This window comes from Microvirga sp. GCM10011540 (assembly GCF_042650665.1).
GTDB lineage: Bacteria > Pseudomonadota > Alphaproteobacteria > Rhizobiales > Beijerinckiaceae > Microvirga > Microvirga lenta.
In genome coordinates this window covers 163,079-175,875 of record NZ_JBHSBQ010000013.1, presented here as the reverse complement: position 1 = coordinate 175,875, position 12,797 = coordinate 163,079, and the positions used below count along the sequence as shown (strand labels likewise).

At 67.7% G+C, this 12,797-nt stretch carries 12 protein-coding genes; 2 read left to right on the top strand and 10 right to left on the bottom strand.

Going from position 1 to position 12,797, the window contains the following annotated elements:
* Positions 1–14: 14 nt before the first annotated feature.
* The 10 genes from tatC to ACFOYU_RS06375 all read right to left on the bottom strand — a co-directional run bounded on the left by tatC (position 15) and on the right by ACFOYU_RS06375 (position 10,171).
* The gene (gene tatC, locus ACFOYU_RS06420) at positions 15–818 is read right to left on the bottom strand and encodes a twin-arginine translocase subunit TatC (protein ID WP_226742020.1); all 804 of its coding nucleotides are present in this window, start codon (positions 816–818) and stop codon (positions 15–17) included.
* Positions 815–1,342 (bottom strand): Sec-independent protein translocase protein TatB, encoded by a 528-nt coding sequence (gene tatB / locus ACFOYU_RS06415; protein WP_377032915.1) that lies wholly within the window; start codon positions 1,340–1,342, stop codon positions 815–817. Before tatB ends, tatC begins: the two co-directional genes overlap by 4 nt.
* Positions 1,343–1,406: 64 nt before the next feature.
* A complete protein-coding gene (locus ACFOYU_RS06410; protein WP_226742022.1) occupies positions 1,407–1,649 on the bottom strand; it encodes a twin-arginine translocase TatA/TatE family subunit in 243 nt (80 codons plus the stop codon).
* Positions 1,650–1,705: 56 nt separating this feature from the next.
* Entirely contained in the window at positions 1,706–2,827 is a 1,122-nt protein-coding gene (locus ACFOYU_RS06405) for an ABC transporter ATP-binding protein (protein WP_226742023.1), read from the bottom strand.
* The gene (scpB, locus tag ACFOYU_RS06400; RefSeq protein WP_226742024.1) at positions 2,824–3,534 is read right to left on the bottom strand and encodes an SMC-Scp complex subunit ScpB; all 711 of its coding nucleotides are present in this window, start codon (positions 3,532–3,534) and stop codon (positions 2,824–2,826) included. The genes ACFOYU_RS06405 and scpB overlap by 4 nt, the downstream gene beginning before the upstream one ends.
* A gap of 1 nt (position 3,535) precedes the next feature.
* Entirely contained in the window at positions 3,536–4,336 is an 801-nt protein-coding gene (locus ACFOYU_RS06395; protein ID WP_226742025.1) for a ScpA family protein, read from the bottom strand.
* Positions 4,337–4,374: 38 nt separating this feature from the next.
* The gene (gene nagZ / locus ACFOYU_RS06390) at positions 4,375–5,391 is read right to left on the bottom strand and encodes a beta-N-acetylhexosaminidase (protein ID WP_377032914.1); all 1,017 of its coding nucleotides are present in this window, start codon (positions 5,389–5,391) and stop codon (positions 4,375–4,377) included.
* Positions 5,392–5,451: 60 nt separating this feature from the next.
* A complete protein-coding gene (locus ACFOYU_RS06385; RefSeq protein WP_377032913.1) occupies positions 5,452–6,924 on the bottom strand; it encodes an SPOR domain-containing protein in 1,473 nt (490 codons plus the stop codon).
* Between the two features lie 107 nt (positions 6,925–7,031).
* Positions 7,032–8,792 (bottom strand): arginine--tRNA ligase, encoded by a 1,761-nt coding sequence (argS, locus tag ACFOYU_RS06380; protein WP_226742028.1) that lies wholly within the window; start codon positions 8,790–8,792, stop codon positions 7,032–7,034.
* Positions 8,793–8,962: 170 nt separating this feature from the next.
* Positions 8,963–10,171, bottom strand: a complete 1,209-nt coding sequence (locus ACFOYU_RS06375; RefSeq protein WP_377032912.1) for a deoxyguanosinetriphosphate triphosphohydrolase — start codon at positions 10,169–10,171, stop codon at positions 8,963–8,965.
* Positions 10,172–10,258: 87 nt separating this feature from the next.
* Here ACFOYU_RS06375 and erpA point away from each other — a divergent pair, with 87 nt between their 5' ends.
* Positions 10,259–10,585, top strand: a complete 327-nt coding sequence (gene erpA, locus ACFOYU_RS06370; RefSeq protein WP_226742030.1) for an iron-sulfur cluster insertion protein ErpA — start codon at positions 10,259–10,261, stop codon at positions 10,583–10,585.
* 77 nt (positions 10,586–10,662) lie between these two features.
* Positions 10,663–12,525 (top strand): hypothetical protein, encoded by a 1,863-nt coding sequence (locus ACFOYU_RS06365; protein WP_377032911.1) that lies wholly within the window; start codon positions 10,663–10,665, stop codon positions 12,523–12,525.
* Positions 12,526–12,797: the final 272 nt, after the last annotated feature.

Genomic DNA, 12,797 nt, shown 5'->3' with positions numbered 1-12,797 from the left:
GGAAGGCTCCTGCCCTAGCCGGCTGCCGCGCGCGCAGCCTCGGCTTCCGCGCGCTTCCTCTCGACCATGCGGACGGAGAAGATGGACGCCTCGTAAAGAAGCAGAGTTGGGACCGCAAGGGCGAACTGGCTGATCACGTCGGGCGGCGTCAGGATGGCGGCGGCCACGAACACGATGACGATGGCGTAGCGGCGCTTGTCCTTCAGGAACTGCGAATCGATGATCCCGGCCCGGGCCAGCAGCGTCAGGATGACGGGAAGCTGGAAGCAGATGCCGAAGGCGAAGATCAGGGTCATGATCAGCGACAGGTACTCGCTGACCTTGGGCAGGAACTCGATGGCCGGGGCATTGTCGGTGGCGAGCTGCTGCATTCCGACGGAGAACCGCATCAGCAGCGGCATCGCGATGAAGTAGACGCAGGCCGCGCCGACGGTGAACAGGACGGGAGTCGCCACGAGATACGGCAGGAACGCCCGCCGCTCGTTCTTGTAGAGGCCCGGCGCCACGAACTTGTAGATCTGCGTGGCGATGATCGGGAAGGCCAGGAAGCCGGCCCCGAAGGCCGCGACCTGGATCTGCGTGAACAGGTATTCCAGGCCGTGGGTATAGACGAGATGCGCCTTCTCCGGCGAACCCACCGCGACGACATAGGGCCAGACGAGGGCGTTGTAGATGTACTTCGCCACGGCGAAGCAGAAGAAGAACATCACCACGAAGGCGATGAGCGCCCGGATCAGGCGGGAGCGCAACTCGGTGAGGTGCTCGATCAGAGGAGCGCGCGATGCCTCGACCTCATCGTCGTCTACGGTGGTGGTCATCCGGCTTTCGCGTCCGATTTCTCTTGGGATGGCGCCGCTGCGGCGGCCTTCTGCCTCTCGGCTTCGGCCTCGCGCTTCAGGGACTCGGCAATGGCTTCCGCCGGATCGTCCATCGGCGGAGGCGGCAGGGGCACGGCGATGTCGGCGGCGGGAGGCGGATCGACCTCTTCCCGGCCCATCGCGACGTCGCGCACCGGCTCGGCGGGGATAGCCGGATCCTGGGGCTTCACGGGGGCTTCCACCGCGCCCTTCAACTCGTCCCGAATGCTCTGGATGGGGTTGAAATTGGTGTTGTTCAGCGACGAAACGGAATCGTTCACGCCCTGAAGCTGCTTCTTGACGTCGTCAAGCTCGGCCTCCCGGATCGCTTCCTGGAATTGCCCCTGGAACTCCGCCGCCATGCGGCGGACCTTGCCGGTGATGTTTCCCACCGTCCGAAGCGCCCGTGGCAGGTCCTTCGGGCCGATAATGATCAACGCGACGGCGCCGATCACCATCACCTCGCCCCAGCTCATGTCCAACATGGCGTGGTCCTGACCCTGCCCCTACATCAACCCTGAAGCCGCAACCGCTGCGGCGTGCTGCCGGTCAGCCGACCTTGTGATCGCTCGTCGCGTTCGACGTCGGCGTGCCGTTCTGGTGGTCGAGCGTCCTGACAGGCTCCGAAGGCTGGACAGGCTTCGTCTGCGTGTCGTCCTCGGCCATGCCCTTCTTGAAGGCTTTGATGCCCTTGGCGACGTCGCCCATCATGTCGGAGATCTTGCCGCGTCCGAAGAGCAGGACGACGATCAGACCCACGACGATCCAGTGCCAAATACTAGTGCTACCCACGGCAATCCTCCTGCGCCTGTTATGGCACGATCTTCAATCTTAGACTTGCGGCCAACCTATGCATCCGCGGCGGCGAAAACAAGGACATCCTTCGGGTTGATCTCGATCCCCACATCCTGGCCCTCCTTGGCGCCCACCGGATCGTGAACGCGCGCCTGGAGCGGTCTGTCCACACCCTCCACGCCGATATGGACGAGTTCGACCTCCCCCAGGAAGCGGCGCGAGACCACCCGCCCGGGCAGGCACAGGCCCGCCGGCTTGAGCTTCAGGCCCTGCGGCCGCACGCAGATGACGGCCGGCCCGTCGCTGAGATGCGGCGCGGGAAACACTCCGACCGGACAGGTGGCGACGCCGTTCCTGACCTCGCCCCGGATCTCGTTGAAATCGCAGAAGAAACGGGCCGCGAACAGGTTGGCCGGGCGGCGGTAGATCTCCTCGGAGCGCCCCTCCTGGATGATCGTTCCCGAGCGCATGAGCACGATCCTGTCCGCGATGCGCATGGCCTCTTCGGGATCGTGCGTCACCACGATGGTGGTGGCGCCCGTCTCCCGCAGGATCGCGACGGTCTCGTCGCGGATCGCGTCGCGCATCCGCTTGTCGAGGTTGGAAAAGGGCTCGTCCATGAGGAGAACGCCCGGCCGCGGCGCGATGGAACGCGCCAGCGCCACCCGCTGCTGCTCGCCTCCGGACAGCGTGTGCGGATACTCGTCGACCATGTGCTCCAGCCCGACCCGCGACAATGCGCGGCGGGCGGCCACATCCGCCTCCTTGGCCGAAAGGTCCTTGAGGCCGAACATGACGTTCTGGCGAATCGTCATGTGGGGAAAGAGGGCATAGTCCTGGAACATGAGCCCGACGCCCCGCCGTTCGGGCTCCACGAAGACGGAGGGGCCGCTGACCTCGAACCGGTCCATCAGCACCCGGCCGGAGGTGGGCTCCTCGACCCCGGCCGCGATGCGCAGCAGCGTGGTCTTGCCGCAGCCGGAATGGCCGAGCAGGCACACGAGCTCCCCCGGCTCGACGGTCAGGGACACCCCGTCGAGCACGGTGGTGTCGCCGTAGGTCTGGCCGATGTTCTCGAAGGCGAGCTGGGCCGGGATGGACGCACCGGCCGTTCCGCGCTGGCCCCAGCGGGGCAGGCGGAAACGGTCATGCGCGGGCGCAGGTTTGCGGATCATTCCTCGCCCGTCTCGGTCTGGTCCATCTCCAGCGGCTGGAAGAGATCGTCGCCCTCGAGCGGATCCTCGTCCTCGCGCAGGGCCTGATCGTCGGAGGGCACCGGCACGGAGAAGTCGGACGGAACGCGGCCCTCGATGAACCCGGCGCCCTTGAGCTCTTCCAGGCCCGGCAGGTCGTCGATGGCGTCGAGGCCGAAATGCTCCAGGAAATGGGAGGTCGTGCCGTAGGTGACCGGCCGCCCCGGCGCCTTGCGACGGCCGCGCAGCCGGATCCAGCCGGTCTCCATCAGGGTATCGAGAGTGCCCTTCGAAGTGGCGACGCCGCGGATTTCCTCGATCTCGGCCCTGGTCACCGGCTGGTGATAGGCCACGATGGCCAGGGTCTCCATGGCGGCGCGGGAGAGCTTGCGCTGCTCGACCACGTTGCGGGCCAGCACGAAGGAGAGGTCGCTGGCGGTGCGGAAGGCCCATTTCCCGGCGACCCGGACGAGATTGACGCCCCGGCTGGCATAGAAGGCGCTCAGGTCCTCAAGGATCTTTTCCACATCGGCGCCCTCGGGCAGGCGTCCGGCCAGATCCTCCGCGCTCAGGGGCTCGGCCGAGGCGAAGAGAAGCGCCTCGGCGATGCGGACGGCTTCGCCGTGGTCGGGCACGCGGCTCTCGTCGGGGGCCGGCGCTTCCAGGGTGTCGTCGTTGCTTGGTTCCATATCAGGCTCCTGCCTCGGCCGGATCCGTGACGGGCTTCACCCAGACCGGTGCGAAGGCCTCGTCCTGCCGAACGGTCAGCTTGCCCTCGCGCACCATCTCCAGGGTGGCGGAAAGGGCCGATGCCAGCACCGTCGGGCGCATGGCGGGCTCGACCATGTACTCCACGAGATAGGTATCCAATGTGACCCAGTCGTTCAGATGGCCGACCAGGCGCTCCAGCGCCTCCCGCGCCTCCACCAGGGACCAGACGGTCCGCTTGTGGAGGGAGACCCTCGCATTGAACTGGATCTGCCTCTGCCGGGCATAGGCCGAGAGCAGGTCGTACAGGGTCGCCTCATAGCGGGAATCCCTGCGGACCACCACGGGCTCCGGCGCGCCCCGGGCGAACACGTCGCGGCCGAGCCAGTTGCGCTCACCCATCTTCTTGGCGGCCTCGCGGATGGCCTCCAGCCGGCGCAGGCGCAGGGCCAGGGCGGTCGCCAGATCCTCGGCGCTCGGCCCCTCGCCCTTCGGCGGCTCGGGGAGCAGGAGGCGGGACTTCAGATAGGCAAGCCATGCCGCCATGACGAGATAGTCCGCCGCCAGCTCCAGGCGCATGCGGCGGGCCTCCTCGATGAAGACCAGGTACTGCTCCGCCAGGGCCAGGATCGAGATGCGGTGGAGATCCACCTTCTGGCGCCGGGCCAGCTCCAGCAGCAGGTCGAGCGGCCCCTCGAAGCCGTCCACGTCGACCAGGAGCGCGGGCTCGCTTTCCGCACGCTCGGGGGGCGCGACATCTTCGAAGGGGAGAGCCTGTGCCATGGGTGAACTCAACTCGGTGGGCGTGCAGCTTCCACTGCCTAGGCCACCATCGCAAGCGCGGCATCCAGCCTCGCTCGGGCATCCACAGGATCCAGCGGCTCCGGCTCGTGGCGGATGCGCTGCAGCGCCGCCTCGGCCCGGCGCAGGGCCTCCCCTTCCAGGGAGGGCGCGGCCTCGGCCACGGCGGTCATTTCCTCCATCTGTCCGTTGCAGTGGAGAGCCATGTCGCACCCCGCCGCGAAGGCGGCCTCGGTCCTGCCCCGGAAGGAGCCGGACAGGGCGTGCATGGACAGATCGTCGGTCATGACCAGGCCGTCATAGCCGATATGGCCACGGATGATCTCGCCGATGACGGTGGGAGAGGTCGTGGCCGGCCGCTCCGGGTCGATCGCCGTGTAGACCACGTGGGCGGTCATCGCGAGCGGCATGTCGGTCAGCATCCGGAAAGGCTTGAAATCGTGGGCCTCCAACTCCTCGCGGGAGGCATCGACCACCGGCAGGGCGAGATGGCTGTCGGCCCCTGCCCGGCCGTGGCCCGGCATGTGCTTGACCACCGGCAGGACCCCACCGGCAAGGAGCCCCTCGGCCGCCGCACGGCCGAGCACGGCCACCTGTTCGGCGGAGCGCCCGTAGGCCCGGTCGCCGATCACGTCGTGGGCGCCTGGGGACGGCACGTCGAGGACGGGAAGGCAATCGACCGTGACGCCCGCCGACCGGAGGTCATGGGCGATCAACCGGGCGCCGAGCCGGGTGATCTCGCGCCGCACGAGCGGATCGTTGGCATGGACGAGGCCATAGGTGCGGCCGGACGGGTATTTGGGCCAATGGGGCGGCCCCATACGCTGCACCCGGCCGCCCTCCTGGTCGATGAGGATGGGGGCGTCCGCGCCGCCGACGGTCTCGCGCAGGGCGTCGCAGAGGGCCTTTACCTGCGCCGGATTGTCGATGTTGCGCTTGAACAGGATGAATCCCCAGGGAGCGGCCTCCCGGAAGAAGGCAGCCTCGTCGGGGGTGAGTTCGTGGCCGGAGCAGCCAGCAATAAAGGCGCGGGTCATGCCCGCGCCTTACGTCCCCTGTCCGGCAGGGTCAAGAAGTCTTGAGCGCCGTGCCCAGGCTTAGTTCTTCGCCACGAAGCACTGGCCGCCCTGTCCCTGAAGCCGGGAGCAGAGGGAGGAAGCCTCGTCCCGCGCCATCGGTCCGACCCGGACGCGATAGAGCGTGTTGCCGTTCACCTCGGCCTTCCGGATGATCGAGGGCAGGCCTTCCAGCTCGGGATACTTCTTCTGGAAGCGCTCGAACGCGGCCTGCGCGTCGCTTTCGGAGCTGCTGACGCCCAGCTGGACCGAGAAGTCGCCGGTCGGCGTCACGAGCGGCGGCGTTTCCGCAGGGGCGACCGCCACCGGCTGGGCCGAGGCCACGCGCTGCGGCGAAGAGCCGCTGGCGGGTGTCGAGGCCGCCGGCGTGGGGGCAGGAGCCGCCTGGACAGGCTCCGGAGCCGGAGCCGGAGCCGGCTGCGCGGGTGCCGGAGTGCTCGGCGCCGGCTGCGGAGCGGCCGCGGCCACCTGGGCGGGGGGCGGAGGCGCGGCGTTGCCCTGCGCCGCCGGGGGCAGCGACATGGTCGGCAGCGGCGAGCCCGCCGCCCGGGGCGCCGCAGCGCCCCCGGGCTGGACCACGCTGCCGTCGGGACGGATGGTGACGGTGCGGACCTTGCGCGGTTCGCCGAGGTCGAGACCGCCCGCCGGACGTCCGGCCGAGGTCGCTCCGGTGGCGTCGCCTGCGCCGCCGGAATTCATCCGGACGGCCTGAGCCACGTCGACCGGCTGCTCCTCGCGGTTCACCACCTTGGTCTCGGTGTTGGCGCGCTCGTAGATCTGCTTGTTCTGGTTCGGGATCTCGACCCCGCCCGGATTCTGCGGCTGGACCTTGATCGGCTCGTTCGAGGCTTCGATCAGCGGGGGCTCGCCGCCCGACAGCGACGAGGATCCGCCGCCCAGGAGATAGGCCCCGCCGCCGCCGATCACGACGGCGCCGAGAACGGCTCCGGCGAGGATCAGGCCCTTGCGCGACCGGGGCTTCTCCACGGGCGCATAGCCCATGTCCGCGTCCTGATCGTAGCCGGAATCCGCGTGGTGGGCCGCGTTCGGATCGTAGTAATCCTGGCCATAGGCCGTGTGGTCATAGGCATCGTGGGCGTCGTGACCCTGTGCCGGAGCCTGATGATAGGCGTACTGGTCGGGCCGGGCTTCGGCCTGCGGGTACTGGTCGTAGTGGTAGGCCGGCGCGGCGGCCTGCCCTCCCCGCGGGGTCTGAGGCTGGGCGGCTCTGGGCGCGGGCGCGGCGGCGGCCGGTTCGCGCACGGCGAAAAGGTCGTCCAGGCCGGCATTGGCCTGGTTGCGCGGACGGGCAGGCTGGTCGCCGGCCAGCAGGGATTGGAAAGGATCGTCTTGTCCCACAATGCGCGCCAGCTCCGCCAGCGGGTCGTTCCGCGTGGCAGGGGCCGCTTGCGAGGGGACGCCTTGCGCCTGGGCGAGTTGCCGTTCGATCTCATCAAGATCGACGGCAAAACGGGGCTTTACTGATTCGCTCATTGCGCCGGACCTCCGGTAACCCGACAGAACGCCCATCGCTCCATCGGCACGACGTTACGGCACCCGGCGCATGCGGTTCGAAACAGGTCGCCCCGCCTCAAAAACCGTCAGCGCATCTCGTTGGGAGCCGTGACGCCCAGGATGGCGAGGCCAGATGCGAGCACGCCCTTCAGGGCATGCACGAGAGCGAGCCTCGCTTTCGTTGACTCTTTATCAGTTTGATTAACAAAGCGTAATTGCGGCAAGTCTTTGCCCTTGTTCCACAGCGAGTGGAAGGCGCTGGCCACGTCGTAGAGATAGAACGCCACCCGGTGCGGCTCGTGCGCTTCCGCCGCCGCCTCGATCATCCGCGGATACTGCGCGATCCGGTGGATGAGGTCCATCTCCGCTTCATCAGATAGGATCGAAAGGTCAGCTTTTTCAAGCTCTTCGGGCGAGAAATTCGCATCCGGGAACGCCTCCGCTGCCTGCCGGAACACCGACGCGCAGCGGGCGTGTGCGTACTGCACGTAGAAGACCGGATTGTCCTTGGACTGTTCCACGACCTTGGCAAGATCGAAGTCCAAGGTGGCGTCGTTCTTGCGGAAAATCATCATGAAGCGGACCGCGTCCCGGCCCACCTCGTCGACAACATCACGCAGCGTCACAAAGTCGCCGGCCCGCTTCGACATCTTCACCGGCTCGCCGCCGCGCAGAAGCTTGACCAGCTGGCAGAGCTTCACGTCCAGCTCGCCCTTGTTGTCGGTGACCGCCTTCACGGCCGCCTGCATGCGCTTCACGTAGCCGCCGTGGTCGGCGCCCCACACGTCGATCATCAGGCCGAAGCCGCGCTCGAACTTGGAGCGGTGATAGGCGATGTCCGAGGCGAAATAGGTGAAGGAGCCGTCCGACTTCAGGAGCGGCCGGTCGACCTCGTCGCCGAAGGAGGTGGCCCGGAACAGGAGCTGCTCCCGGTCCTCCCAGTCCTCGTCCTTCTGGCCCTTGGGGGGCGGCAGGCGGCCCATATAGACCAGGTCGCGCGAGCGAAGCTCCTCGATGGTCTTGGCGACTTCGCCGCCGTTGTCCTGCTGGAGGGAGCGCTCGGAGAAGAACACGTCGTGGTGGATGTTGAGCGCGGCCAGATCGGTGCGGATCATGTCCATCATGGCGTTGATGGACAGCTCGCGGACCAGCGGCAGCCACTCGGCCTCGGGCTTGTCGAGAAGGCCCTTCCCGTGCTCCCGCGCCAGCTTCTCGCCCACGGGCTTGAGGTAGTCGCCCGGATAGAGCCCTTCCGGAATGGCGCCAATGTCCTGGCCCAGGGCTTCCTTGTAGCGGAGATAGGCGGACCGGGCGAGCACGTCGACCTGGGCGCCCGCGTCGTTGATGTAGTACTCGCGGGCCACCTTGTAGCCCGCATAGGCCAGGAGGGCCGCCAAGGCGTCGCCGAAGACCGCGCCGCGGCCGTGGCCCACATGCATGGGGCCGGTCGGGTTGGCCGAGACGTATTCCACGTTGACGGCGGCGCCTGCCCCCTGCCCGCTCCGGCCGAAGCCTTCGCTGTCGATCACGACGGCGCGCAGGACCTGATGCAGCACTTCCGGGGCGAGCCGGATGTTGATGAAGCCGGGGCCCGCCACCTCGACCTTGGTGACGCGCGGATCGTCCTGGAGGTCGCCCACGAGCAGATCGGCCAGGGCGCGCGGGTTCATGCGCGCCTCCTTGGCCAGCACCATGGCGGCATTGGTGGCGAGATCGCCGTGGGACGGATCCCGCGGCGGCTCCACCACGACGCGGCTCGCGTCCAGCCCCGGTGGGATCTTGCCCGCCTCGGCCAGACGGCCAAGCGCATCCGCCACTCGCTTCTCAAACAGACCGAAGATGTTCATCGACTTCATCTCAATAGCAACAGAAGCCCTCCTCCTGAGGAGGACCGCAAGGTCCGTCTCGAAGGATGAGGGCGTTTCCAGAGCGCGCTGGACCATCCTTCGAGACGCCGCTTCGCGGCTCCTCAGGATGAGGGACCGTGCCGCCGGGGCGCTCCAAGGCCTCGGCGCGCCTAACGCAAGTCTGGCGTTACGTCAAACAGGCGGCGGTGTTCGAGGAGCGCATACCGGTCCGTCATCCCCGCAATATAATCGGCGACCCGCCGCGCCAGACGCGCCTCGTCGTCCCTCGGCAGGTCCGCCTGCCATTCCTCCGGCATGGATTCCGGCTCGGCCCTGAAGCGGCGGAACAGATCGCGTAGCACGTCGTCGGCCTCGGCCCGCACCTTCATGACCTTCGGGTGCCGGTACATGTGGGCATAGAGGAAGCGCTTGATCGCGGCGTCCGCCTGGGTCATGTCCCTGGAGAAGCAGATGACGGTCTCGCCGGCGCGCCTTACCGCTTCGGCGCTTTCCGGAGCGAGGGCTGCGATTCTCCGCTCCCCTTCCGCCACCACGTCCTCCACGAACCGGGTGATGACCCGCCGGGTCAGCTCGTGGATGCGCCGGGACAGCTCCAGCCCCGGATAGCGGGCGTCGATCTCCCGCAGAAGCCCGTCCAGGAACGGGACCTCCCGCAGGTCCTCGATGTTGAAGAGCCCCGCCCTCAGGCCATCGTCGATGTCGTGGGCGTCATAGGCGATGTCGTCGGCGATGGCCGCCGCCTGGGCCTCTCCGCTGGCGAAGGTCGCGAGCTCCAGATCCTGCTGGGCATTGTATTCGAGGATCGCGAGGGGCACGCCGCGTTCGGCATAGCGCAGGGTCGGCCGGCCGTCGGCGTCCAGAAGCGGGCCGTTGTGCTTGACCAGCCCCTCCAGGGACTCCCAGGCGAGGTTGAGTCCGTCGTATTCGGCGTAGCGCCGCTCCAGCCGGGTCACGACCCGCAGGGCCTGGGCGTTGTGGTCGAAGCCGCCGAACTCCGCCATGCACTCGTCGAGGGTGTCCTCGCCCGTGTGGCCGAAGGGCGTATGGCCGAGGTCGTGGGAGAGCGCCAGCGCCTCGGCCAGATCCTCGTCGAGGCCGAGCGACCGGGCCAGGGCCCGGGCGATCTGGCTGACCTCGATGGTGTGGGTCAGCCGGGTGCGGAAATGGTCGCCCTCGTGGTAGACGAAGACCTGCGTCTTGTGCTTCAGGCGGCGGAAGGCGGATGAATGGATGATCCGGTCCCGGTCGCGCTGGAACTCGCTGCGGGTCGGGGAGACCGCCTCCGGATAGAGCCGACCGCGGCTTCCCCACGGATCGCAGGCATAAGGGGCACGCCATCGTTCGCCAAAGGGCCGCACGGGTCATCCTCGGGTTGAAGCCTTGTCGGTGCGCACTTACCTTGCTCTTGTACGGTTGTCCAAGACTACCACGGACTGGATGGACGAATGCCTGGAATCACCCTGACCGAACGCGCTGCGCGCCGCATCAACGAGATCATGGCCTCGGAGCCTGAAGGCTCGATGCTGAGAATCAGCGTCAACGGAGGCGGCTGTTCGGGCTTCCAATACGCCTTCGACGTGGACAGGACCCGGCAGGACGACGACCTGGTGATCGAGCGGGACGGCGCCGCCGTTCTCGTGGACGAGGTCTCGATCCAGTACATGGACGGCTCGGTGATCGACTTCGTGGACGATCTCATCGGCCAATCCTTCAAGATCGAGAACCCCCACGCCACCGCCTCCTGCGGCTGCGGCACGTCGTTCTCGCTCTGAGATTTCGTTTCGACCGATATTCCTTCGCCCCGCCAAAGCGGCTATGACACCAGGGCTTTTCGGCCTTGGGGGATGACATGCGGCTACTTCAGCGTTCGGGCGTCTGCGCCCTGGCCCTCGTGGCCGGCACCGCGGCCCTGCAGTTCGAGCCCGCCGTGCTGCGCGATCTGGTCTTCGACAACGGCAGTCATCGCATGGCCGTCGGCGCCGTCAGGGTGCCGCTCTGGGCCGCCGCCCGGGCCCAGTCGCCCGAGACCTTCAGCCTGGAAAACGTCCGCCTGACCTTCGGTTCCACGACCTACGAGGCGCAGCGGGTCGATTTCTCCGGCGTCGCCTCGTCCCGGGCGGAGGTTGACGCCCTCCTCTCCGCGTCGTCCCAGCCGCTGGCCGAGCGATTGGCCCGCATCAGCGCGCGGGAGATCAGAATCCCGGAGCTCAAGGTCCGCCAGAAGGTCGGCCCGGAAACCCAGGCGACCGTTTACAAAAACGTCTTTCTCGCCGACGTGCTCCAGGGCCGCATCGGACAGGCCACGGTCGGCGCGACCGGTGTGGAGATATCCGACGAGAAGACCAGCCTTACCATCAGTTACGGGCGGATGGCGATCAGCGATGTCGACATGCCGGCCTTCGCCCGTCTCTACGAGACCAAGGCCGTCGACGCCGCCTCGGCCCCGCTGACCCGGATCCACGGCGCATTCTCCATCGACGACATCGACATGGTCGACGAGCAGGGCCTCTCGATCAAGATCGCCCGCCTGGCCGGACGGGACTTCCTGGCGCGCCCGACCCGGGAATCCTGGACCGGAACGACCGAGCAGTTCGTCACGCTCGGCAACAGGAGCGACGACCTGACCGAGGACGAGCAGGCCCGGCTCCTCTCGACCCTCGGGGACTTCCTCGGCGCCTTCGACATCGGCTTCATCGAGGCGACCGGGTTCGAGCTCAAGGACCCGTCGAACGATGGCGCGACCGGCCGCATCCGCCGCCTCGCCTATACCGGCGCCACGGGCACCCAGCCCGCCGACGCCCGCGCCGAGGGCTTCGAGGTCACGGACAAGGACGGTTCGGTCAAGATCGAGACCATGAGCCTCACGGGCTTTTCCCTGAAACCGACCATCGAGGCCCTCAGGACCACGAGCCCCGATGCCCTGCGGGACCTCGACCCGGCCGCCATGCGCGCACTCCTGCCCACCCTGGGAACCCTGCGCATTTCGGGGGTCGACATCGATACCCTGGACAAGGACTCCGACGCCAAGTCGCCGGAGCGCATCAAGGCGACCCTCAAGGAATTCGAGTTCACGGCGGACGATCCGTTCAATTCCGTGCCGACCAACATTCGTGTCGGGCTCCAGAACTTCGCCATCGCCCTGCCGGCGAACAGCCAGGAGGACGGGATCAAGGATCTGCTCGCCCTCGGCTACGCCACCCTGGACCTGTCCTTCATGCTCTCGGCCGGATGGGACGAGACGACGAGCCAGCTCACCCTGCGCGAGGTCTCGGCCAAGGCCGAGGACATGGGAAGCTTCTCCCTCACCGGGGTCCTCGGCAATGTCGGCAAGGACGTCTTCGACCCGGACACGGCCGTCGCCACCGTGGCCCTGGTGGATGCGCGGGCGAAATCCCTCGAACTGACGGTTCAGAACACGGGCCTGTTCGACCGATTCCTGGCCCAGACCGCCGAGGAACAGAAGACGACACCCGAGGCGTTGCGCCGGAGCTACGGCACCATTGCGGCCGTCGCCATTCCCTCGATGCTCGGCAATTCCGAACAGGCCAAGACCCTGAGCCAGGCCGTCGCCCGCTTCATCGCCAAGCCCGGACGCCTGACGATCAGCGCCGAGGCCAAGGAGCCGGGAGGCCTCGGCGTCGCCGACCTCATCGGCCTGACGGAGCCGGCCGCCGCGCTCGAGAAGCTCAACATCACCGCCAAGGTGGAGTAGCGCGAGAACGGGCCTTCGCCCGGCTTCCCCGCCGCGATTCTGCATCGGAAGGCTGGCGCCGGAAGCGCCGCGTTGCTCTCCTCCTCACAGGTCTCGGGCCTCGCCGGAAACGCCGACCTGCTCTCCTCCCCCTTGTGGGGAGGAGGTGGAGGTGGGGGTGTGGGCGTCACACCTTCATAGGCTATCGCTCACACCCCCACCCTGGCCCTCCCCACAAGGGGGAGGGAAACGGCGGTGTGCCATCACAGCCACATCCACGACGGCCTCTCGCC

Bases quoted from the DNA above. Each gene is read 5' to 3' on its own strand.
- tatC (WP_226742020.1), bottom strand. From the start codon at position 818: ATGACCACCACCGTAGACGACGATGAGGTCGAGGCATCGCGCGCTCCT.
- tatB (WP_377032915.1), bottom strand. From the start codon at position 1,342: ATGTTGGACATGAGCTGGGGCGAGGTGATGGTGATCGGCGCCGTCGCG.
- ACFOYU_RS06405 (WP_226742023.1), bottom strand. From the start codon at position 2,827: ATGATCCGCAAACCTGCGCCCGCGCATGACCGTTTCCGCCTGCCCCGC.
- scpB (WP_226742024.1), bottom strand. From the start codon at position 3,534: ATGGAACCAAGCAACGACGACACCCTGGAAGCGCCGGCCCCCGACGAG.
- ACFOYU_RS06395 (WP_226742025.1), bottom strand. From the start codon at position 4,336: ATGGCACAGGCTCTCCCCTTCGAAGATGTCGCGCCCCCCGAGCGTGCG.
- nagZ (WP_377032914.1), bottom strand. From the start codon at position 5,391: ATGACCCGCGCCTTTATTGCTGGCTGCTCCGGCCACGAACTCACCCCC.
- ACFOYU_RS06385 (WP_377032913.1), bottom strand. From the start codon at position 6,924: ATGAGCGAATCAGTAAAGCCCCGTTTTGCCGTCGATCTTGATGAGATC.
- argS (WP_226742028.1), bottom strand. From the start codon at position 8,792: ATGAACATCTTCGGTCTGTTTGAGAAGCGAGTGGCGGATGCGCTTGGC.
- erpA (WP_226742030.1), top strand. From the start codon at position 10,259: ATGCCTGGAATCACCCTGACCGAACGCGCTGCGCGCCGCATCAACGAG.
- ACFOYU_RS06365 (WP_377032911.1), top strand. From the start codon at position 10,663: ATGCGGCTACTTCAGCGTTCGGGCGTCTGCGCCCTGGCCCTCGTGGCC.